At 63.5% G+C, this 19,610-nt stretch carries 15 protein-coding genes and 2 pseudogenes; 11 read left to right on the forward strand and 6 right to left on the reverse strand.

Annotated elements, in window-relative coordinates:
* Positions 1-85: 85 nt before the first annotated feature.
* Positions 86-871 carry an MBL fold metallo-hydrolase gene (locus tag WFQ67_RS19370; protein WP_213625068.1) on the reverse strand — a complete coding sequence of 262 codons (786 nt, stop codon included), beginning with the start codon at positions 869-871 and terminating at the stop codon, positions 86-88.
* A 91-nt stretch (positions 872-962) separates the two neighbouring features.
* On the opposite strand from WFQ67_RS19370, the gene WFQ67_RS19375 reads away from it, so the two are divergent.
* Positions 963-1,928, forward strand: coding sequence for a GlxA family transcriptional regulator (locus WFQ67_RS19375; protein ID WP_337057928.1), 966 nt, complete (start codon positions 963-965; stop codon positions 1,926-1,928).
* Positions 1,929-2,068: 140 nt separating this feature from the next.
* Here the strand turns inward: WFQ67_RS19375 and WFQ67_RS19380 are convergent, their stop codons facing one another.
* On the reverse strand, positions 2,069-3,289 hold the full coding sequence (locus WFQ67_RS19380; RefSeq protein ID WP_213625069.1) for an HD-GYP domain-containing protein: 1,221 nt from the start codon (positions 3,287-3,289) through the stop codon (positions 2,069-2,071).
* Positions 3,290-3,726: 437 nt separating this feature from the next.
* Here WFQ67_RS19380 and WFQ67_RS30455 point away from each other — a divergent pair.
* Positions 3,727-4,500: pseudogene (locus tag WFQ67_RS30455) on the forward strand (PAS domain-containing protein); the annotation flags it as partial.
* Between the two features lie 174 nt (positions 4,501-4,674).
* Positions 4,675-5,043 (forward strand): annotated as a pseudogene (locus WFQ67_RS30460) (methyl-accepting chemotaxis protein); the annotation flags it as partial.
* A 108-nt stretch (positions 5,044-5,151) separates the two neighbouring features.
* On the opposite strand, the gene WFQ67_RS19390 reads toward WFQ67_RS30460, so the two are convergent.
* A complete protein-coding gene (locus tag WFQ67_RS19390) occupies positions 5,152-6,042 on the reverse strand; it encodes a LysR family transcriptional regulator (protein WP_337057930.1) in 891 nt (296 codons plus the stop codon).
* Positions 6,043-6,145: 103 nt separating this feature from the next.
* On the opposite strand from WFQ67_RS19390, the gene WFQ67_RS19395 reads away from it, so the two are divergent.
* Complete coding sequence (locus WFQ67_RS19395) at positions 6,146-7,672, forward strand: NADH-quinone oxidoreductase subunit L (RefSeq protein WP_337057931.1); 1,527 nt, start codon at positions 6,146-6,148, stop codon at positions 7,670-7,672.
* A complete protein-coding gene (locus WFQ67_RS19400) occupies positions 7,669-10,116 on the forward strand; it encodes a YbcC family protein (protein ID WP_337057932.1) in 2,448 nt (815 codons plus the stop codon). Before WFQ67_RS19395 ends, WFQ67_RS19400 begins: the two co-directional genes overlap by 4 nt.
* Positions 10,117-10,170: 54 nt before the next feature.
* Here WFQ67_RS19400 and WFQ67_RS19405 read toward each other — a convergent pair whose 3' ends face one another.
* Both WFQ67_RS19405 and WFQ67_RS19410 read right to left on the reverse strand, forming a co-directional pair.
* Positions 10,171-10,959 carry an EAL domain-containing protein gene (locus WFQ67_RS19405; RefSeq protein WP_337057933.1) on the reverse strand — a complete coding sequence of 263 codons (789 nt, stop codon included), beginning with the start codon at positions 10,957-10,959 and terminating at the stop codon, positions 10,171-10,173.
* 278 nt (positions 10,960-11,237) lie between these two features.
* Complete coding sequence (locus WFQ67_RS19410; RefSeq protein ID WP_213625075.1) at positions 11,238-12,146, reverse strand: LysR family transcriptional regulator; 909 nt, start codon at positions 12,144-12,146, stop codon at positions 11,238-11,240.
* A 182-nt stretch (positions 12,147-12,328) separates the two neighbouring features.
* Between WFQ67_RS19410 and WFQ67_RS19415 the strand changes: the two genes are divergently transcribed.
* The 6 genes from WFQ67_RS19415 to WFQ67_RS19440 all read left to right on the forward strand — a co-directional run bounded on the left by WFQ67_RS19415 (position 12,329) and on the right by WFQ67_RS19440 (position 17,487).
* Positions 12,329-13,357 carry an alpha/beta hydrolase gene (locus tag WFQ67_RS19415; protein ID WP_337057934.1) on the forward strand — a complete coding sequence of 343 codons (1,029 nt, stop codon included), beginning with the start codon at positions 12,329-12,331 and terminating at the stop codon, positions 13,355-13,357.
* Positions 13,358-13,374: 17 nt separating this feature from the next.
* Positions 13,375-14,616 carry an MFS transporter gene (locus WFQ67_RS19420; RefSeq protein WP_442969614.1) on the forward strand — a complete coding sequence of 414 codons (1,242 nt, stop codon included), beginning with the start codon at positions 13,375-13,377 and terminating at the stop codon, positions 14,614-14,616.
* 97 nt (positions 14,617-14,713) lie between these two features.
* Entirely contained in the window at positions 14,714-15,058 is a 345-nt protein-coding gene (locus tag WFQ67_RS19425) for a cyclophilin-like fold protein (RefSeq protein ID WP_244862900.1), read from the forward strand.
* Positions 15,059-15,249: 191 nt separating this feature from the next.
* Entirely contained in the window at positions 15,250-15,789 is a 540-nt protein-coding gene (locus tag WFQ67_RS19430; protein WP_213625078.1) for a DUF1003 domain-containing protein, read from the forward strand.
* Between the two features lie 110 nt (positions 15,790-15,899).
* On the forward strand, positions 15,900-16,628 hold the full coding sequence (locus WFQ67_RS19435) for a Crp/Fnr family transcriptional regulator (protein WP_213625079.1): 729 nt from the start codon (positions 15,900-15,902) through the stop codon (positions 16,626-16,628).
* A 136-nt stretch (positions 16,629-16,764) separates the two neighbouring features.
* The gene (locus tag WFQ67_RS19440; RefSeq protein WP_213625080.1) at positions 16,765-17,487 is read left to right on the forward strand and encodes a Crp/Fnr family transcriptional regulator; all 723 of its coding nucleotides are present in this window, start codon (positions 16,765-16,767) and stop codon (positions 17,485-17,487) included.
* On the opposite strand, the gene WFQ67_RS19445 is transcribed toward WFQ67_RS19440, so the two are convergent.
* The gene (locus tag WFQ67_RS19445) at positions 17,479-19,599 is read right to left on the reverse strand and encodes a putative bifunctional diguanylate cyclase/phosphodiesterase (RefSeq protein WP_213625081.1); all 2,121 of its coding nucleotides are present in this window, start codon (positions 19,597-19,599) and stop codon (positions 17,479-17,481) included. The genes WFQ67_RS19440 and WFQ67_RS19445 overlap by 9 nt on opposite strands.
* Between the last annotated feature and the right edge of the window lie 11 nt (positions 19,600-19,610).

The following is a 19,610-nucleotide window of genomic DNA, read 5'->3' on the forward strand; positions in this document are numbered from 1 at the left end:
GAGGTCCCCCTGTTCGGTTCACGCCTTCGCGCTGAATGGCAGGCCTACGAGCATCGCGTCCAGGACATCGACCAGAGCCAGACACTTAACCAGGTGCTCCGAAATGCAGTACCTGACCATCCACAGGTATCAACAGCCGATGGGCAACACCGGCAGCGATCGCCGCACGCGTCAGCTCCCGGCGCGTAACGGGGCAATGGTTGATCGCTTCCAGATGGTTCGCGATGACAGTCCCCCTGCCAAGACGCGTGAAGTCGAGCACATCGTCCAGCCCCATGATGATGTCGCCACCCACGTCGAAGCGCGCCCCACCGGCAGGCACCACGCTCACCTGCGGCTGATGCCGCTGCACGAAGTCACGTACGCCAGGGGTCAGAATCGTATCGCCTGCCAGGTAAAGGCTGGGCTCGCCGGGCAGCTCAATCAGATAGCCGACGCCGTGCTCCATCAACCGTCCAACCAGGCCCTCACCATGCGTGCAGCGCACCGTGCGGATCACGCCTTCCAGGAAGGGCTTTGGCTCCTCATGGCCATCCGGCAGGGGCTGCACGTTCAAGCCCACCCTTGCCAGGTAGGCCGCATCATGCAATGTGCATATGACCGGGACCTGCCGCTCTCTCAACCAACGCGAGCCGGCCCTGTCCAGGTGATCGAAATGGCCCTTCTGGCAATGGGTGATCAGGCAATGAGTCACCGATTCCAGAACCTCCGAAGTCCCCTCCGGCAAATCGACAATCGGGTTCCTCTGCCGCCCCGCGAAAACGCGCAGGGAAGGCAGCGCGCCCTTAGGTGCCAGCATGGGATCGACCAGGACACGATAGTCGCCCAGTTCGAGAATGATCGTAGCGTTACGGATCTGTCTGATTTTCATCACGAACCCTCCTCAAGGTGTGGGCTCATGGTGCCGGGCTCATGCATCGCCCATAATGGCGGAACCTGACATAAACGATTCATTATCCGCCATGACCACTTTGCGAATCGGCCTCCTGCTCTTCCCCGGCTGTATGCCCGCTGGGCTTCTGGCCTTCGCCGACATGCTGCACGCCGCCAACCGGAGGATAGGACACGCGCTCTTCGAAACGCACTTGGTTGCCGAGCGAAGCGGACCGGTCGATTGCGCCCACGGCCTGCAGTTGACGGCCAGCTACGGTGTGTCAGAAATGGCACTGGACGCGGTCCTGATTCCTGGTTTCTGGGCGGAGTCGCCACAGCAGGTCGAGTCCAGCCTGGAGGGCAATGCCTCGCTGCTGGCTGGTCTGGCGAGACTTGGCAAGCGGTGCCGAGTTTGGAGCTACTGCACCGGAGTCTGCCTGGCGGCCGCCAGTGGACGCCTGGACGGGCAACCCGCCACGGCGACTTGGTGGCTGGCAGATGCGTTGCTGCAGCGCTACCCCAGGGTGCGGTGGCAGTACGAGCAGAACTGCGTCTTCACAGAACACACGGGTACCGCCAGTGGAGTCAACGGCTACTTGCCCCTGGCCCAGGCGCTGATCGAGCGACATGTCAATGCAACAGCCTTCGAGGACCTCAATCGGCTGATGGTGCTGCCGCGTCCAACCCGATCTCACGGTGCCTTCAAGACCCTGAGCCTCATCGAACAACCCAGCCAGCTGCTGCGCAGGCTGCATGCACTGGTGCAGGAGATGCCTGCCGAACGGATCACCATCCAGGCCCTGGCGCATGAGTTGGGAATGAGCGAGCGAACCCTGGCGCGCAAGGTCAGTGATGAAACAGGCACCGCAGTGGCCAGCTACGCTCGCCGCATCAAGTTGAGCCAGGTAAGCGAGCGCCTGACACTGACCTCTGCCCCACTCAAGACCATCAGTGGCGAACTCGGCTTCAGCAGCGATTCGAATCTTCGAAGAATGTCCAAGGAGCTGACTGGCTTGACCCCAGCGCAATACCGGCAACGATTCGGTCGCGTCTAGCGCAGCAGGCGTCCAGGATGCGGCCCCCTAGCCTCGGGGTGCTCGTGAGAGTTGATGCTGCTCCGCATGGGTGACCCAATGGCAGCGACTCCAAGACATCGGGCACGCCCCATGACCTGCCCCTATGGCAGCTCAACGCCTCAGAGATTCCCCGGAACCAGGAGCCCCTTGCATCGATACGCCCCGATATCGATGCCGAAGGCCCCGCTGCTATGCACTTCCCGCACTCGACAGGTCCTGCCGACAGCGACATCGGCGAGGTCCAGTATTCTTTCCTTGCACGGTTCTTTCTCAGCGTTGCGGACGATCAGAACCCTTGGCTTGAGCTTGTTGCCTGCGGCGCAGCCGATGATGATGCCAACCTCCCCGGTGCTTAGCTCGGCGATCTCCCCCGGGGGGTAGATGCCGACCATGCGTATGAAACACCCGACAATCGCTTCATCGAAGTGGCTGTTGGCCGCCTCGAGCAGGATGCGCAGTGTTTCCAGGCTGGATTTGCCCTTGCTGTAGACACGATCACTGTTGATGGCGTCGTAGCTGTCGGCCACCGCGACGATCTTGGCGAAGTAGGGAATCCTGGCGGCATCCAGTCCACGCGGGTAGCCTTTTCCGTCAATCCGCTCATGGTGCGAGTAGGCGACATCAACGGTCGCAGGGGTGATCTGCTGATTGCTCATCAGGAGCTTCCGTCCTTCGGACGCATGGCTCTGCATGATCCGCAGCTCTTCGGCAGTCAGCGCCCCGGGCTTGTTGAGTATTTCGTTCGGCACCTTCAACTTGCCCACGTCATGGAGCATGCCGCAAACACCGATCTGCTCCAGCTGGTAGGCCGGCATACCAAGTTCACGCCCCAATGCGATCGACAGGATGGAAACTCTCAGCGAATGCTCGGCCGTGTAATCGTCGCTGTTCTTGATACGCGCCAGCCACAGCATCGCTGCAGGATTTCGCAGAATACTTTCTACGCATTCCTTGATCACAGCCTTGACTGCGACGACATCCAACTCCGCCCCCAATTTCACTGCATTGAGGATACGTAACGACTCCTCACGCGCCGCATCCCAAACGGGCGACGCGCGCTCCAGTTCCTGGGAAAAGTCGACCTTGCCGATGGTGGGCAAGAGGGGAGTTGCAAGGTTCTCCGCGAGCTGCACATGTACACCCAGCGAACGCCGGGCGTCGACCCATACGTAATCGCAAACCTCCTGCAACAAGCGGATTTCCTGTTGCTGACGGATTCGAAACCCTTGAAATAGAAAATTGGTATCCGTCCAGGGGCGATCCAGCTCCGTCACATACATGCCAATAGCCAGCTGTGCGGCTTCGACTTTTATGCGGTCGTTCGTCGCGCTATCAGCCATGAGGGGCACTCCAAAGACTGCAATGAGCAATATCAATTAGCCATCAAACATGCCGCTCAGAGCCAATTATTTTTGGCTATGGCGCGACTTCACCAGATAAGTGTCAGCGAGGGGCACGGGACTTCATCGAGCCGAAAAAGCCCGAGACCCACGCAGAGGCACAGCAGGGAGCAGATGCTGGCGGCCAGCCAGGGCAGGCCATCCAGGACCGGATGCGAACCAGCAGCGGACCATGGCCAACCTGGACGACGCTAAGCGACGGGTAGCTTATGGGCCCACTGCAGCCACTCACAGGTTCCTCCGGCACTCATCGGCCCCCGACTGCCCGGGCTGCCTCCACGGCGCGAATTTCATCGCAGGCCTCACCCTTGATGGCCTTCGGACGATATTCTGCAAAGAATAGTCCTCCGCCCCTCAACCGCTGCATCGAGGTCCCCATGTTCGGTTCACACCTTCGCAATGAATTGCAGGCCTACAAGAATCGCTTCCAGAACATCGACCAGAAACTGGCGGCGATACGCAGCAGCATGGCGATGATCGATTTCACACCGGCCGGCGAGATCCTGGACGCGAACCAGGCGTTCCTGAACGTGGTGGGTTATCGCCTCGAGGAGGTGGTAGGCCAGCACCACCGGCTGTTCTGCCCCGCGAGCCTGGCGAACAGCCCGGAGTACCGGCAGTTCTGGAGCCGACTCTCGAAGGGCGAGAGCTTCAGCGACCGTTTCATGCGGCTGACCAAGGATGGCCACGAGATCTGGCTCGAAGCCACCTATATGCCCGTCCACAACGGCGAGGGCCAGGTGGTGAGCGTCATCAAGATTGCAGCCGATATCACCCGGCAGATCCAGGCGGAGAACAAGCAGACCAGCATGCTCACCGCCCTCGACCGTTCGATGGCCGTGATCGAGTTCAACCTGAACGGGGAAGTGCTGGAAGCAAACGAAAACTTCCTGGCCACCATGGGTTATCGATCGGAAGAAATCCGTGGCAAGCACCACCGCATGTTTTGCGAGCCTGCCGAGGTCAACAGCGATGATTACCGCCGTTTCTGGCAGCGCTTGAATCAAGGCGAATACATCCACGAAGTCTTCAAGCGCGTTGCCAAAAATGGCCGTGTCGTTTGGCTCAGAGCCACCTACAACCCGCTCTATGATGCGGCCGGCAAACTCTACGGGGTCGTCAAGTTCGCCAGCGACATCACCGCGCAGGTCGAGCGCCGGAACGCCGAGTCGGCCGCAGCGCAACTGGCCTATGAGATCGCCCAGAAAACCGACGGGAGCTCGGTGAAGGGCGCGGCCACGGTGGATGAGACCAGGCAGGTCGTTCGCGGCATTTCCGAGGAACTGGACCGGGTCTCCGAGCAGATCGGCGCACTCAACACCCAATCGGAGCGCATCGGCAGCATCGTCCAGGTCATCAGGGGCATCGCCGACCAGACCAACCTGCTCGCCCTCAATGCTGCGATCGAGGCTGCACGGGCAGGTGAACTCGGGCGAGGCTTTGCGGTGGTGGCGGACGAGGTTCGCAACCTGGCGTCGCGCACCAGCCAGGCGACCCTGGAAATCAACGAGGTCGTGCAGCTGAACCAAAACCTGACCCAGAGCGTCGTGGCGAGCATGCTGGGCAGCCAGGAAAAAGTGAGGAAAGGTGTCGCCCTCGCAGGAGAGGCCGGAGAGGTCATGCTGGAGATCCGCGCAGAGGCGCAACGGGTGGTGAGCGCGGTCGGCCAGCTACGAGAAACGGTTCAGAACTAGACCTCAGACCCTGGCACCGGACGACCGTCAGCTTGCGCTCGGCAGCGCCCCTCCTCCACCCAGATGCGCCCTCCCCCCCGCAACTGCCCGCGCACGCAGCCCACGCCCTCATTTCACGTCGTGCGCCCTCGGCCCGCCGAACATCTCGTCGAGGATATTGAGGTTGAACTGGCGCTGCAGCGTGACGGCGTAGAACCGTTCGGCGATGTCGGGGACTTCGGCGTACAGCTCCAGCGCACCGCTGCGCAGTTCGTCCTGCACCACCACGGCAGGCAGCAACGCAATATCGCCGGAGTCCCGCGCCAGCAGGCGCAGCATGGCCATGTCGTCGACCTCCGCGCAGATGTCCGGCTGCACGCCGTGGCTGTTGCAGTAGACCTCGAACTGGCTGCGCACATCGCTGCTGCGGCCGGGCACGATCAGGCGGGCCTGCTGCAGGTCGCGGCGCAGGTCGAAGGGGTGGGCATCCTCGCGCGGCGGGCCGATCAGGCACACGGCCTGGCGATCGAGCAGGCGGCACTGCCAGGTGCGCTGGCTATCGGCGCTGACCGCCTTGTTGGTCAGCACCACATCCAGCTTGTGCAGGGCCAGGCGCTCCAGCAGCTCATCCACGCTGCCTGACTCCAGCGTGATGCGCAGGCCTTCACGGCCGAGGAAGGGGCGCAGCAGGTTCTCCTGGAAGTTCCTCGACAAGGTGGCGACAGCGCCGATGCGCAGCGTCTGGCTGGCCTGCCGGCTGTTCTGCAGGGTGGTCTGCAGTTCGCTGCCGAGGGCGAAGATGGTGTCGGCATAGTCCAGCACCAGCTGCCCCGCCTCGGTGAGCCGCAGGCTGCGGCCGGAGCGGATGAAGAGGACATGGCCGAGCTGGTCCTCCAGCACGCGGATCTGCGTGGACAGGGCTGATTGCGATACGTGCAGCGCGTCGGCGGCCCGGGTCAGGTTGCCTTCCTTGGCCACGGCCCAGAAGTAATGCAGGTGATGGAAATTCAGTCGGCGCATTTTTCGTTCTTCCAAAGTGAACGATCAGTTCTTATCAATCTATTTTTAATAGTTCAAGCACTCTCCGACACTGGCGCCATCCAGTGTTCGCGGAGCGTGCGCCATGCCCACCCTGTCTCTTTCCCTGGCCCAGCTGTTGCCCTGGGTCTACGCCCTGGCCCTGCTGCCGGCGGCCTGCATCGGCTCGCCACGCCGGCTCTGGTGGCCGGCCCGCACCGCCGGCTACCTGGGGCTGGCCGTCGTCGCTGCCGCCTGGCTGCAGGCCGCCCTGGACGGGCAGGACAACGACCGGCTCGGTCTTGCGATGGCCGGCCTGGTCGCCCTGCTGGCCATGGTGATCACCGACTACTCGCACCGCTACCTGGATGGCGAGCCGGGGCAGCGCCGTTATGTGCTGGCCTTGCTCGGCACCCTGGCCGCCGTGGCGACGGTGGTGACCAGCGCTGACCTGTTCCTGCTGGTCGGCGCCTGGATCCTGTCCAGCCTGTGCCTGCACCCCTTGCTCACCTTCTACCGCGACCGCCCCCAGGCCGTCGTGGTGGCCCACAAGAAATTCCTCGCCAGCCGGCTGGCCGATGTCTGCCTGCTGCTGGCCACGGTGCTGCTGGTGCGTGCGAGTGGTGACAGCCAGATCGCCGCCATCCTGGAAGTGGTCGACGCACGCCTGCAGGCCAGCGGCCAGCTCGGCTGGGATCTGCACCTCGCAGCCCTGCTGCTGGCCCTGGCGGTGATTCTCAAGTCCGCCCAGCTGCCGGTCCACGGCTGGCTGATCCAGGTGATGGAGGCGCCGACACCGGTCTCGGCGTTGCTGCATGCCGGGCTGGTCAACCTGGGGGGATTCCTGCTGCTGCGCTTCGCCCCGCTGCTGTCCGCTGCCACTCCGGCGCAAAGCCTCCTGGTGCTGGTCGGCGGTCTCACGGCGGTGATCGCCGCCCTGGTGATGATGACTCGCATCAGCATCAAGGTCCGCCTGGCCTGGTCGACCTGTGCGCAGATGGGGCTGATGCTCCTGGAATGCGGCCTTGGCCTGTACGAACTGGCCCTGGTGCACCTGCTGGCCCACTCGCTGTACAAGGCCCATGCCTTCCTGGCTGCCGGCGAGACCGTGGCCCAGGCCCGCCACCAGGCGCTGCACCCACAGGCGCCCGCGCCCGGGTTGGGCAGCCTGGTGCTCGCCCTGCTGCTGGCGGGCGTGGCGCTGGCCCTGCTGCACAGGCTCTGGACGTGGGCGTTGCCCGGCTACGCGCTGCCGCTGGTGGCCCTGACGCTCCTGGCAATCGGCCTGGCGCCCTGGTGCCTGCGCCGAGGCCAGCTGGCATATGGATCGGCGATGTTCGCCCTGCTGCTGGGCGCGTACCTGGCCTGGCACCAGGCGGCCGGATGGATCCTCCACCAGCAGCTCGCCGAAGCGCCGATGCCGCTGAGCGGGCTGGCCGTGCTGCTGTTCCTCGGCCTCTATCTACTGCAGGCCGTGATTCTCGCCCACCCCCACGGCGCCCTGGCGCGACGCCTCTACCCCCTGGCCTTCGCCGGCTTCTACCTGGACGAGCACTTCACCCGCCTGACCTTCCGCCTGTGGCCCGTGCGTCCGCCGCAGCACGCTCTTTCACCCCACGGAGACCGCCCATGACCGCGCTCGAACCCATCACCGGCCTCGAGCCGGACGCCCTGCACGAGGTCGCTCGCCAGGCCTGCGACCGGGTCGCGCCAACCTGGCCACTGGATCGGATGATCGCCGTCAGCCCGCTATGGGAACGCCGCGACCAGGACTGGCAGACCGTCGCCAGGCAGCTCTGGCAGCGCGCCGGCATCCGCTTGACCCTTGGCGCCGCCGACTATCGCCAGGCGTGGCGGGACGGGGGGATCGCCACGCGCCATCTGCACCAGGCACTGGCCGAGCACGGCGCGGCGGGAACGACCGCACAGCTGCTGCAGGCACTGGACGCTGCCGAGGAGCCCAGTCCGGGATTGCCGCTTCTGGAGGACCTGACCGAGCCGGGCATCCCGCTGCCCGGCTGGCCCGTGCTGATCACCCAGCAGATCGGTCAATGCTGCGCCGCCTGGTTCGACCACGAGCAGGCGGACTGGCGTCCAGGCGAGGGCACCGGGCTCTACCAGGCCTGGCGCAGCAGCATGCTGGCAGATAAGGGCTTGAGCGTGCTAAGCGCGTGTCGCGACCTGCACCAGCGCATCGTCGAGCTGCCGGAACACCCCCAGGCAGCCCTGGAGATGGCGGTGCGGCGGCTCGGCTTGACGCCGGACGACTGGGCACCCTGGTTCGACTGCCTGCTGCTGCGCTCCCTGGGGTGGGCGTCCTGGTGTGCCTACCGCCGCTGGCAGGCCAATCTGCGGGGCGAAGACGACCAGACGATGCTCGAGCTGCTCGCCATCCGGGCGGCCTGGGAGTCGCTGGTGGATGACCGTCGGCGTGACGGTGACAGCCGCTGGCAGCGTTGGCGTTCGGCCTGGCAGGAGCACCTGCTGCAGCCGTCGTCGGCCACCTGGCAGGCGCTGCAGGTGTGGCAGCGGGCCGACGAGCTGGCGTGGCAGGAGCGACTGCAGCAGACACTGTGCCGCGCCACACCCGCCGAACGGCCGCAGCAATCGCTGGCCAAGCTGTTCTTCTGCATCGACGTACGCTCCGAACCGCTGCGACGCGCGCTCGAACACACCTGCCCGGAGCTGGAAACCGGCGGCTTCGCCGGCTTCTTCGGACTGCCGATCGCCTACACCCCGCTGGGTACCCAGGCCACGCGCCCGCAACTGCCAGGCCTGCTCGCCCCACAGCTGCAGGTCAGTGACGGCAGTGGCGACGCCATCCGGGACCGGCAACTGGCGCGGAGGCGCCGGGGTCGCCTGGCGCGCCAGGGACACTGGCGCCTGTTCGAGCGGCTGCCGGCATCAACCTTCACGCTGGTCGAGAGCCTGGGCCTGGGCTACGCCGGCGCGCTGCTGGGCCGGACCTACGGCCTGGCCGGCGGCGCAGCCCAGCCGGAGCGCAGCGCCTGGCGCCGCGTCGAATGGCAATGCCTGGAGCCACGCTTGCTGGAGGTGACGCTGCAACAGAAGGTCGAGCTGGCCGAGCGCATCCTCAAGGCCCTGGGCCTCGACGGTCCCGTGCCGCCGCTGCTGGTGCTGCTCGGCCACGGCAGCCAGAGCGCCAACAACCCCCAGGCGGCCGGGCTCGACTGCGGCGCATGCTGCGGCCAGAGCGGCGAGATCAACGCGCGCCTGCTTGCCACCCTGCTCAACGACACCGAGGTCCGGGAGGGCCTGCGCGAGCGCGGGCTCGACCTGCCGGCGCACTGCCATGTCCTGGCCGGCCTGCACAACACCACGACCGATGAGGTGCAGGTGTTCGGGGTCGAGACGCTTGCGCAGGCCCTGCAGCCCAGCTGGCTGCGCCTGCGCGCGGCGCTGGACAGCGCCGCCATGGAAGTACGCCGGCAACGGGCCATGAAACTGGGGCTGGCCCCGTTGCGCGAGCAGCCTGGCAAGCTGCTCGGACGGCTGCGCCGGCGCGCCCGCGACTGGGCGCAGACCCGCCCCGAGTGGGGCCTGGCCGGCAATGCCGCGTTCATCGCCGCGCCCCGTTCGCGCACCCGTGGCGTGGACCTGCAGGGCCGCGCCTTCCTGCACGACTATGACTGGCGGCGGGACGAGGACGGCCGGATGCTGGAGCTGATCATGACCGCGCCCATGGTGGTGGCGCACTGGATCAACCTGCAGTACTTCACCTCGACCACCGACAACCTGCGACTGGGTAGCGGCAACAAGCTGCTGCACAACGTGGTCGGCGGGCAGATCGGCGTATTCGAGGGCAACGGCGGCGACCTGCGCATCGGCCTGGCCCGCCAGTCGCTGCACGATGGCCAGCGATGGATGCATCGTCCGCTGCGCCTGCACGTGGTGATCGAGGCGCCGCAGGGCATGATCGACCGGGTCATCGCGAACCATGCAGTGGTGCGCGACCTGGTGCAGCACGGCTGGCTGCACCTGCTGCGCATCGATGGCCAGCCCGCGTGCCTGGAGCGACGTACATCCGCAGGCTGGCAGGCGCTACCGATGGACTGAGCGACCCGCCACAGCCGCCGCCCGAACCTTCAGGCGGCGGCTGTGGCGATCGATCTAGTTCTCGGCATCCCGCGGAAAGACAGCCTGTGCCAGCCGTGCGATTTCGGGCCGGGCGAAGAGGTAGCCTTGCATGAGCTCGATGCCGAGAGTGAGCAGCGCATCGCACTCCTCGCGCGTTTCGATGCCCTCGGCCACGACCACGATGTTCAGGCGTTTGGCGACCAACACGATGCCTTCGACTATCGCGGCCCTCACCGGGTCCCGATCGATATTCCGGGTGAGCGCCATATCGATCTTCAGCACCTGCGGCTGGAACATCGCCAGTAGGTTCAACCCGGAGTAACCCGAGCCGAAATCGTCTATGGATGTGGTGAAGCCGCGGCGCTCATACTCCTCGAAAATCGACTTCAGGTGCAGCGGGTCGTCGACACGCTCACCTTCGGTCACTTCGAACATCAACCGCTCCGGCGGGAACTCGAACAGCCTGGCCGCCTCCAGGGTGGCTCGGATGCAGGTCTCGGCCCGGTACACGGCCTTTGGCAGGAAATTGATGCTGAGCTTGCAGTCCGGAATGCCCAGCAGCCCCAGCGCCGTCGCCCTCTCGATGGCCTTGACCCGGCAGGCCTGGTCAAAGCGGTACCGGTTGGCATCATCGACCCGGTCCAGGATGCTTGCCGCAGACTCGCCGTTCACGCCGCGAACCAGGGCTTCGTATGCGAAGGGCTTGCGGGTTCTGACGTTGACGATCGGCTGGAACGCCATCGTGAAGTCGAACCCCAGCCCTTCCAGATTCCGGCACTCTGCGCAGCCGATCGATTCGAATCGCGCGATATCCTGGGGCATGACTGATCCTCGAAATTTTCAACGAACGCCAAGTGCAACCGTAGCGCCTCGACAGATTGATAGAGCTGCATGGACGTTAGCAGTACGCCCAATGCGTATTTTGGAAAGTGCCCGATAGCGTCATGCTGCGCAGGCACATCCAGGATCGCAGCCAGTTCCGACACATCGGTGCCCCCGGAACGAGAGCATATTATTTCACCCCCTTCAAACCCCCGCATCTTGGCGATTGCATTGGCTTGCGACAGGCACCTGCCGGCCATCGAGGGTGTCGATGGAGCCTATCCTGCATCGACCCGTTTCGTTGACCGCAACGCTTCGAGCACGAGAGCGAAAGCAGGCGAAGGCTGCCTGCGGCTGGGATAGTAGAGGTGATAGCCGGAGAAGGGCTCGCACCAATCCTCCAGCACACGAATCAGCCGGCCCTCTTCAAGGTGCGGGGCGAACTCGTCTTCGGGTAGATAGGCGATTCCCAGGCCGCCGACGGCTGCATCCGCGATATGGGTAGTGGTATTGAACACCAGTTGCCCTTCGACCCTCACCCTCAGCTTCTTACCTTTGCGCTCGAACTCCCAGGCATCCACACCGCCATAGGTTGGAAAGCGGATATCGATGCAGCGATGGGCAGCCAGATCATTGGGGTGTGTGGGGATGGGGTGCTGGGCGAAATAGCGGGGGGCCGCCACTGCTGCCATGCGCAGCTCGCCACCGATGGGCACCGCGATCATGTCCTGAGCCACCGTCCCGCTGAAGCGCACGCCAGCATCCAAACGCTCGGCCACGATGTCACGGAAGCCGTAGTTGATATCGAATTCGAGCCTGATATCGGGATAGGACTCCAGGACGGGTATCAGCTTGGGCAGCAAGGTCGTCTTGATGATGTTGTCGCCACAGGTGATACGCACCGTGCCCGCCGGTTTGTCGCGCAGCTCGGTCAGGGCATCCAGCTCGGCCTCGATTTCATCGAAGCGGTGGCCGATAGCCTCCATCAACCGTTCACCAGCAGCCGTCAGCGAAACACTGCGGGTGGTGCGGGTGAGCAGGCGAATCTGCAACCGCGCCTCTAGCCCTGACACCACCTGACTGACGGCCGACTGGGTGACCCCCAGGTGCGCGGCTGCACGAGTGAAGCTGCCTTCGCGAGCCACTGTCACGAATGCCTGGAGGTCGTTGAAATTATGCCGAGGCATGTGCCCACCCTCTGATTAAGTAGCAGAGGTTATAGCGGCTTTAAGCATTCATAAGCTAATCAACGCCTATCTCTTTCACGACAATGCCGCTTGCCCCCCTTTCGCCTTCTCCTGCGAGCGGGGTCAGGCAATCGCCAGATCCCGCTGGGCGATTGATCTTCAATCCGTGAAGAGGACGCCCCATGAACAGACTTCTTGCAGCCCTGGGCCTTCTGCTCGGCTCATTCACAGCCTTAGGAGCCGACATGTCCAACGGTGCAGACAATTTCTACCAGAGCGACAAGGTGACCCATGAGAAGGTCAGGTTCAACAACCAGTACCAGATGGCGGTGGCAGGCAACCTGTTCATTCCCAAGCGCCTGGGTAAGTCCGCACGCAGCCCGGCTATCGTCGTGGGCCATCCGATGGGCGCGGTTAAGGAGCAGAGTTCCAACCTCTATGCGCAGAAACTGGCGGAGCAAGGCTTCGTTACCCTGGCGCTGGACCTGTCGTTCTGGGGCGAGAGCGAGGGCAGCCCGCGCAACGCCGTGCTCCCCGACCTGTACGCGGAAGGCTTCAGTGCGGCTGTGGATTATCTCGGCACCCAGGCGTTCGTGGATCGGCAGCGCATCGGTGTACTGGGCATCTGTGGCAGTGGTAGCTTCGTGATCAGTGCCGCCAAGATCGACCCGCGCATGAAGGCAATTGCAACGGTCAGCATGTACGACATGGGGGCGGCCAACCGCAACGGCCTCAAGCATTCGCAAACCCTGGAGCAGCGCAAGCAGGCAATCGCCGCAGCAGCCGAGCAGCGCTACCTGGAGTTCACCGGCGGCCAGACTCGGTACACCAGCGGCACCGTGCATGAGCTGGGGGACGATACCCACCCGGTCCAGCGTGAGTTCTTCGACTTCTACCGCACTGCACGAGGCGAGTTCACTCCGGCGGGCTCCAGTCCGGGGCTGACCACCCACCCGACGCTGACCAGCAGTATCAAGTTCATGAACTTCTATCCGTTCTCGGATATCGAGACGATTTCCCCGCGCCCGATGCTCTTTATCGCCGGCGAGAATGCTCACTCGCGCGAGTTCAGTGAAGAGGCCTTCCGCCTGGCGGGCCAACCCAAGGAGCTTTTCATCGTCCCCAACACCGGGCACGTCGACCTGTATGACCGAGTGAACCTGATTCCTTTCGACAAGCTCACCCGGTTCTTCCAGAGCGCCCTGAAGTGATCGACCAGGCAGACACCATGATGAGCCAACCTACCGACCAGCCATGTGCCATCACCGCCGGCCAGCCGTCGTCCCGCTCCGGTCACTGGGGTGGGGTCCTGGCGATGACGCTCTGCGTCTTTGCTCTGATCGCCTCGGAGTTCATGCCCATCAGTCTGCTGACGCCACTGGCAACGGACCTCCATGTCAGCGAGGGCGCTGCGGGACAGGGAATAGCGATCTCCGGTGCGTTCGCCGTACTGACCAGCCTTTCGATCACCTGGCTGGCAGGCAGCATCGATCGCAAGGCGCTTCTGCTCGTCCTCACGGGCCTGATGGCGATCTCCGGCGCCGTGGTAGCGCTCGCGCCGAGCTTCACCCTCTATATGGTGGGTCGGGCGTTGCTCGGTGTGGTCATCGGTGACATCTGGTCGATGTCGGCGGCCACGGCCATGCGCCTGGTACCCGATGATCAGGTGCCCGAGGCGCTGGCCATGTTCAACGGTGGTAACGCCTTGGCAACGGTTATCGCGGCGCCGCTGGGCAGCTACCTGGACTCGGTAGTCGGTTGGCGGGGGACGTTCTTCTGCCTGGTGCCTTTGGCTGTCATCGCACTGGCCTGGCAGTGGCTCGCCCTGCCGAGCATGAAGGCCCCGGTGCGAAAGAGCCCTGCACCCAGTACTTTCGGGCTGCTCGGCACTCGCCCGGTGGCGTTCGGCATGGCGGCTTGCGGTGCCTTCTTCATGGGGCAGTTCGCTCTGTTCACCTATCTTCGCCCCTTCCTCGAAACGGTGACCCTGGTCGATGCCACAACCCTGTCATTGATCCTGCTGGTTATCGGTGCAGCCGGCTTGAGTGGAACCCTGTTGATCGGCGCACTGCTGAAAAAGGGCCTGTACCGCACCCTGATCACAATTGCAGTGTTGATGGCCATGATTGCCCTCGCGCTGATCCCTGTCGGCCGCTGGGTCGTTCCAGTGGGCATATTGCTGGGGCTGTGGGGGCTGATGGCCACGGCGGCACCTGTCGGCTGGTGGAACTGGATTGCCCAAGCGATGCCCAATGATGCCGAGGCAGGTGGTGGGCTGATGGTGGCAGTGGTGCAGTTGGCGATTGCCTCGGGCTCGGCCCTGGGCGGCTGGTTGTTCGACCGCAGCGGCTACCAGAGCACCATCACTGCAAGTGCAGCCATTCTGTTGCTTGGCGCGGCCCTCGCCGTTCTGGCCATGCGTGCGCAGCGGGGTCGGCCCGGTCGAGGTGGGCGTCCTCAGGATGAATGAGCCCAGCCAGCTCCTCTGCCTTCCGGGCATCCGGCCATGCCTGCTGTTCTTGCTGAGTGGATGCGCATTCGCGGAGACAACTCTGAAGGAGGACCGTATGTGGATGACCGTTGGCGAACAGCGCTTCGCTATCACCCTGGTGGGCGATAGCGAGACCTCACGGGCACTCGAGCAGCTATTGCCACTTAGCCTGGACATGAGCGAACTCAATGCAAACGAGAAATACGCGAGCCTGCCGAGGCGGCTGCCAGTCCGCGCAGTAAGGCCCGGCACGATCCGCGCTGGCGATCTGATGCTGTACGGCGCGGATACGCTGGTGATTTTCTACCGGACGTTCGAGTCGACCTACTCCTACACCCGAGTTGGCCATGTCGATTGCCCCGAGTCGCTAGCCGAAGCGCTAGGTCGAGGTGATGTGACAATTCGCCTCTCGGTGGAGTAGGAGAAGCACGGAGCCTGATCGGTGAGCGTCCGCTTATGGCCGATTGCTGCCGGGGACGAGGGGCGGCAACCAGCCACTAGCCCTCCCCTGCAAACAGCGTCAGGCCATCCCTTCGCCAACGGCCAGACAGGCAATCTCCATCGTTCACCGTGGCACATAGACTCATGGAAGATTCCGCTCAGGAGGTTTCCATGAAAACGTCATCGCCCACCCCCTCGTCACTGTCGTCCGATTTAGCCCACGACGATCATTTGCGCTTCCATCGCCCCCACGATCACCTCACCCCGACCTTCGGCAGCGACCGGTTCGCCTTGAAGGCCGAAGCCTTCGCCCGCTTCTTCGGCACGCCACTGTTCCTGGGAGCGCAGACCCTGATCGTGATGACCTGGATCGGTACCAACGTAGCCGGTCTTTTTGATTTCGACACCTATCCGTTCATCCTGCTCAACCTGGCGTTCAGCCTCCAGGCGGCCTATGCGGCACCCCTGATCCTGCTGGCTCAGACCCGCCAGGCCGCGCGCGACAAGGCCAACGCGGAAGCGGACGCCAGGCACCGCGAAGCACTGGCTATCGCCAATGAGCGTCGGCAGGCCATTGCCGCACACAACAGTGCGCAACTCCTGGAGCTGCTGCAGCAGAACACGCAACTTACAGGGCTCACCAAAGTACTGACCGAGCGTATCGAGGCACTGACCGTCGAAGTGCACGCGCACCTGCTCAAGCCAGGCTAGGCCGCGCCGCGCCTAATCGATCGGACCCGTCACGCTGTTCATGTCGGTAGCGGGCATTACGGGCCTATAGTAGGCCTCTTGGCGAGGGGACCCCACTCCAAGGGGGCTACATGTCCGAAGCACCCATACCGCAACAGAACAATTTGCTGGCTGCACTCTCCGGTGACGTTCAGCAACGCCTGTTCAGCAATCTCGAGCGTGTGGCCCTGCCGCTCGGCAAGGTGCTCTACGAGTCTGGCGATACCATGCGCCATGTCTACTTCCCCACCGACTCGATCATCTCGTTGCTCTACGTGATGGAAAGCGGCGCCTCGGCGGAAATATCGGTGGTCGGCAACGAGGGGCTGGTCGGCATTGCTCTGTTCATGGGCGGAGAGAGCACGCCCAGCCGCGCCATTGTGCAGAGCGGCGGCCACGCGTATCGGCTCAGCGGGCAGCTAGTCAAGGATGAATTCAACCGCCATGGCGAGTTACTGGTGCTGGTGTTGCGTTATACCCAGGCGCTGATCACCCAAATGTCACAAACCGCCGTGTGCAACCGCCATCACTCGATCGACCAGCAACTCTGCCGCTGGCTGCTGTTATCGCTGGATCGCCTGCCAGGCAACCAGCTGACCATGACCCAGGAACTGATCGCCAACATGCTCGGCGTACGCCGCGAAGGGGTCACCGAAGCGGCCGGCAAGCTGCAGCGTCAAGGGGTGATCGAGTACAGCCGCGGGCATATCACCGTGCTCGACCGGAAAAAGCTCGAACAGTTGAGCTGTGAATGCTATGCGGTGGTGAAGAAGGAAACCGATCGCTTGCTGCCCTACCCTCCGATACACCAGGGCCACTGACCCCAAACGCGTAAATCTCTCCAGCGTGTCGTAGCGAACAGAGCGCCGGCACTGCGTCGAGCAGACTAGGCCGACGGGTCTGCCAAGCACCCTTCCCGCGCCCCCCCAGGCTTGATCCGTGCTGCAGGACATTTCCATGTCAGCCGCCACCACGCCACCTATCGTCAATCTGCTGCTCGACGACCTGACACGCAAGGAACGCAATCGCCTGAGCGCGAATTGTGAAACCGTGAAACTGGCATTCGGCACCATTCTCTGTGAACCCGAACAAGCCTTCCGGTACCTGTATTTCCCGCTCGACAGCTTCATTTCCATGGTCACGACCCTGGGCCAACATCGGCCCTTGGAGTTGGGCCTGATTGGCAACGAAGGCATGCTCGGCGCCACGATTGCCCTAGGCGTCGATGTCGCGCCCAGCCGTGCCGTGGTTCAGGGCAGCGGCAGCGCCCTGCGCATCAGGGTCTCGCACTTCCGCCAGGTATTGCGTGAGTGCCCGGGCCTGGTGCACATCCTCAAACGCTACCTCTATGTGATGCTCACGCAACTGACCCAGAACGCCGCCTGTGGCCACTTCCATGAAGTGGAGCCCCGTCTAGCACGGTGGTTACTGATGACCCATGACCGAGCACACTCGGATCGCTTCTACCTGACCCACAGCTACCTGGCCGATATGCTCGGGGTCAGGCGTAGCGGCGTCACCGTCGCCGCCGGTGCGCTGCAGTTGCGTCAGTTGATCCACTACAGCCGAGGGCAAATCACCATTGTTGATCGTGGCGGACTGGAAACTGCTGCCTGCGAGTGCTATGAAGCCCTTCGCGCGGGTTATGCCCGTCTACTGAAGGCCCCACCCTTACCCTGACCCGGCTGGTTCCTCGCAAGCACCTGGCACCAGGTACGGCTGGATCTTCAACATCGCGGCCAACTGGTTACCCAGCAGACCGGGACTGAATAGGTGGCCCTGCCCTTCATGGCACTGCCCACCGAGCAGGAAGGCCAGCTGGGCCTGGTTTTCCACCCCTTCGGCGACCACCTGGTAGTGAAGCTTGGCCCCCAAGGCAATCACCGCGTCGACGATGATGCCATTCCCTGAGCCGGCACTGATCGCATGCACAAAGGATTGATCAATCTTCAGCACATCGATGGGGAACCTCAGCAGGTAGCTGAGGCTGGAGTAGCCCGTACCGAAATCATCGACGGCCAGTTGCACACCGATGGCCTTGAGCTGATTGAGGATCTCGATACTGGCCTCGGCATCGTGCATCAGCACGCTTTCGGTAATTTCCAGTTGCAGGCAACGCGGTGGAAGCCCGGTATCGGCGAGTGCAGCGCGTACCCCGACAACGAAGTCAGCATGGCGAAACTCCGGTGAACTGATATTCACGGCTATCGAATCCAGCCCCAAGCCTTGCTGCCGCCACCGTAGTGCCTGGGAGCAGGCCTCGCGCAACACCCAGCGCCCCAAAGGCAAAATCAACCCGCACTCCTCGGCTACCGGCACGAAACGCTCTGGCAATGTGATACCCCATTGTGGGTGCTGCCAGCGCAAGAGCACCTCACAACCGGTGATGACACCGCTCTTCAGATTGACTTTCGGCTGGTAGTGGAGAACGAACTCCTGCCGCTCCAGAGCCTGCCACAGGCTGCTTTCTATGACCTGCCGCTGCACCGCGCGCACATTCATCTCGTGTTTGAAAAACTGGTAGTTGTTCCGCCCAACCGCCTTGGCGTGATACATCGCCGTATCCGCATTCTTCAGCAGTACCGGTGCGCTGTCGGCATCGGTGGGATACACGCTGATACCGATGCTGCAGGTCACGTGAAGTTCGTGCTGATCGACGATGTAGGGCATCGCCAGGGATGCGATGATTTTCTGCGCGGTGACGCTGGCATCCTGCATATCGCGGCCCTCCGCCAGCAGCACCACGAATTCGTCGCCACCATTGCGACTCACCGTGTCGGAGCTACGCACGCAAGCCGACAAGCGCCGTGCCACGGCCTGTAGCAACTGGTCGCCGACGGCATGACCGAGGGAGTCGTTGATGCACTTGAAGTGATCCAGGTCGAGAAACATCAGTGCGATGGCTTTGCCGCTGCGCTCCGCCAGGCTGATGGCCTGGGCTATGCGGTCGTCAAGCAGCACGCGATTGGGCAGATGGGTAAGGAAATCGTGCTGGGCCAGGTACGCCATGCGCATGGCCATGGCCCGTGACTCGGATACATCATGGAACACCACCACGACTCCAGTGATCTGGCCTCCACGGTCGACAATCGGCGCGGCGGAGTCCTCGATCGCCACATTGCTGCCGTCGCGGCGTACCAAGACGGTGCCCGCGGTCATCCCCATCGACTGGTTCTGCTGCAGCACCAGACCAACCGGATTGACCGCCACCGCGGCCGTTTCGCCGTCGATCAGCGGCATGACCTGGTCGATGGGCTGGCCACGGGCTTCATCTCGCTGCCAGCCGGTCATGTGTTCCGCCGCGAGATTCAGGTAGTCGACGTTGCCCTGCAGGTCGGTGCCTATCACTGCATCGCTGATCGAATTGAGGGTGATCTCGGCACGGGCACGCTCCAGGCCCAGATGCGCCTCCAATGCCCTGCACTGGATGATATGGCGCAGCGATTGGGCCACGAGATAGCTGGCGAGAGCCCCCTTCAACAGATAACCCTGGGCGCCGCACTCCTGTGCCTGCAAGGCCAGCGCCTCGTCCTCCGGCTGGCACAGGGTGATGATCGGCACCCAAGGAGCCACTGCGAACAGCCGCCTGAAAGTATCGATCCCCTGGCTGTCGGGTAGCGACAGCTCAAGCAGCACCGCATCGATGCCGCCACCTTGCATGCGCATCAGGGCGGCCGCCAGGGATCCGACCGGCTCACTGTCGAAAGGGCCACCCGGGGCCTCGCCGAGCATACTCTGCAGGCCGCTGCAGTCGTCGGCATCAGCGGTGACAATCAGTATTCGATGGGTCATCGCATCACCTG

It is taken from the genome of Pseudomonas sp. USHLN015, from assembly GCF_037153275.1.
Taxonomy (GTDB): Bacteria; Pseudomonadota; Gammaproteobacteria; order Pseudomonadales; family Pseudomonadaceae; genus Metapseudomonas; species Metapseudomonas tohonis.

What these genes read in the sequence shown, in the direction of transcription:
- WFQ67_RS19370 (WP_213625068.1), bottom strand. Translation starts at nt 871, where the DNA reads ATGAAAATCAGACAGATCCGTAACGCTACGATCATTCTCGAACTGGGC.
- WFQ67_RS19375 (WP_337057928.1), top strand. Translation starts at nt 963, where the DNA reads ATGACCACTTTGCGAATCGGCCTCCTGCTCTTCCCCGGCTGTATGCCC.
- WFQ67_RS19380 (WP_213625069.1), bottom strand. Translation starts at nt 3,289, where the DNA reads ATGGCTGATAGCGCGACGAACGACCGCATAAAAGTCGAAGCCGCACAG.
- WFQ67_RS19390 (WP_337057930.1), bottom strand. Translation starts at nt 6,042, where the DNA reads ATGCGCCGACTGAATTTCCATCACCTGCATTACTTCTGGGCCGTGGCC.
- WFQ67_RS19395 (WP_337057931.1), top strand. Translation starts at nt 6,146, where the DNA reads ATGCCCACCCTGTCTCTTTCCCTGGCCCAGCTGTTGCCCTGGGTCTAC.
- WFQ67_RS19400 (WP_337057932.1), top strand. Translation starts at nt 7,669, where the DNA reads ATGACCGCGCTCGAACCCATCACCGGCCTCGAGCCGGACGCCCTGCAC.
- WFQ67_RS19405 (WP_337057933.1), bottom strand. Translation starts at nt 10,959, where the DNA reads ATGCCCCAGGATATCGCGCGATTCGAATCGATCGGCTGCGCAGAGTGC.
- WFQ67_RS19410 (WP_213625075.1), bottom strand. Translation starts at nt 12,146, where the DNA reads ATGCCTCGGCATAATTTCAACGACCTCCAGGCATTCGTGACAGTGGCT.
- WFQ67_RS19415 (WP_337057934.1), top strand. Translation starts at nt 12,329, where the DNA reads ATGAACAGACTTCTTGCAGCCCTGGGCCTTCTGCTCGGCTCATTCACA.
- WFQ67_RS19420 (WP_442969614.1), top strand. Translation starts at nt 13,375, where the DNA reads ATGATGAGCCAACCTACCGACCAGCCATGTGCCATCACCGCCGGCCAG.
- WFQ67_RS19425 (WP_244862900.1), top strand. Translation starts at nt 14,714, where the DNA reads ATGTGGATGACCGTTGGCGAACAGCGCTTCGCTATCACCCTGGTGGGC.
- WFQ67_RS19430 (WP_213625078.1), top strand. Translation starts at nt 15,250, where the DNA reads ATGAAAACGTCATCGCCCACCCCCTCGTCACTGTCGTCCGATTTAGCC.
- WFQ67_RS19435 (WP_213625079.1), top strand. Translation starts at nt 15,900, where the DNA reads ATGTCCGAAGCACCCATACCGCAACAGAACAATTTGCTGGCTGCACTC.
- WFQ67_RS19440 (WP_213625080.1), top strand. Translation starts at nt 16,765, where the DNA reads ATGTCAGCCGCCACCACGCCACCTATCGTCAATCTGCTGCTCGACGAC.
- WFQ67_RS19445 (WP_213625081.1), bottom strand. Translation starts at nt 19,599, where the DNA reads ATGACCCATCGAATACTGATTGTCACCGCTGATGCCGACGACTGCAGC.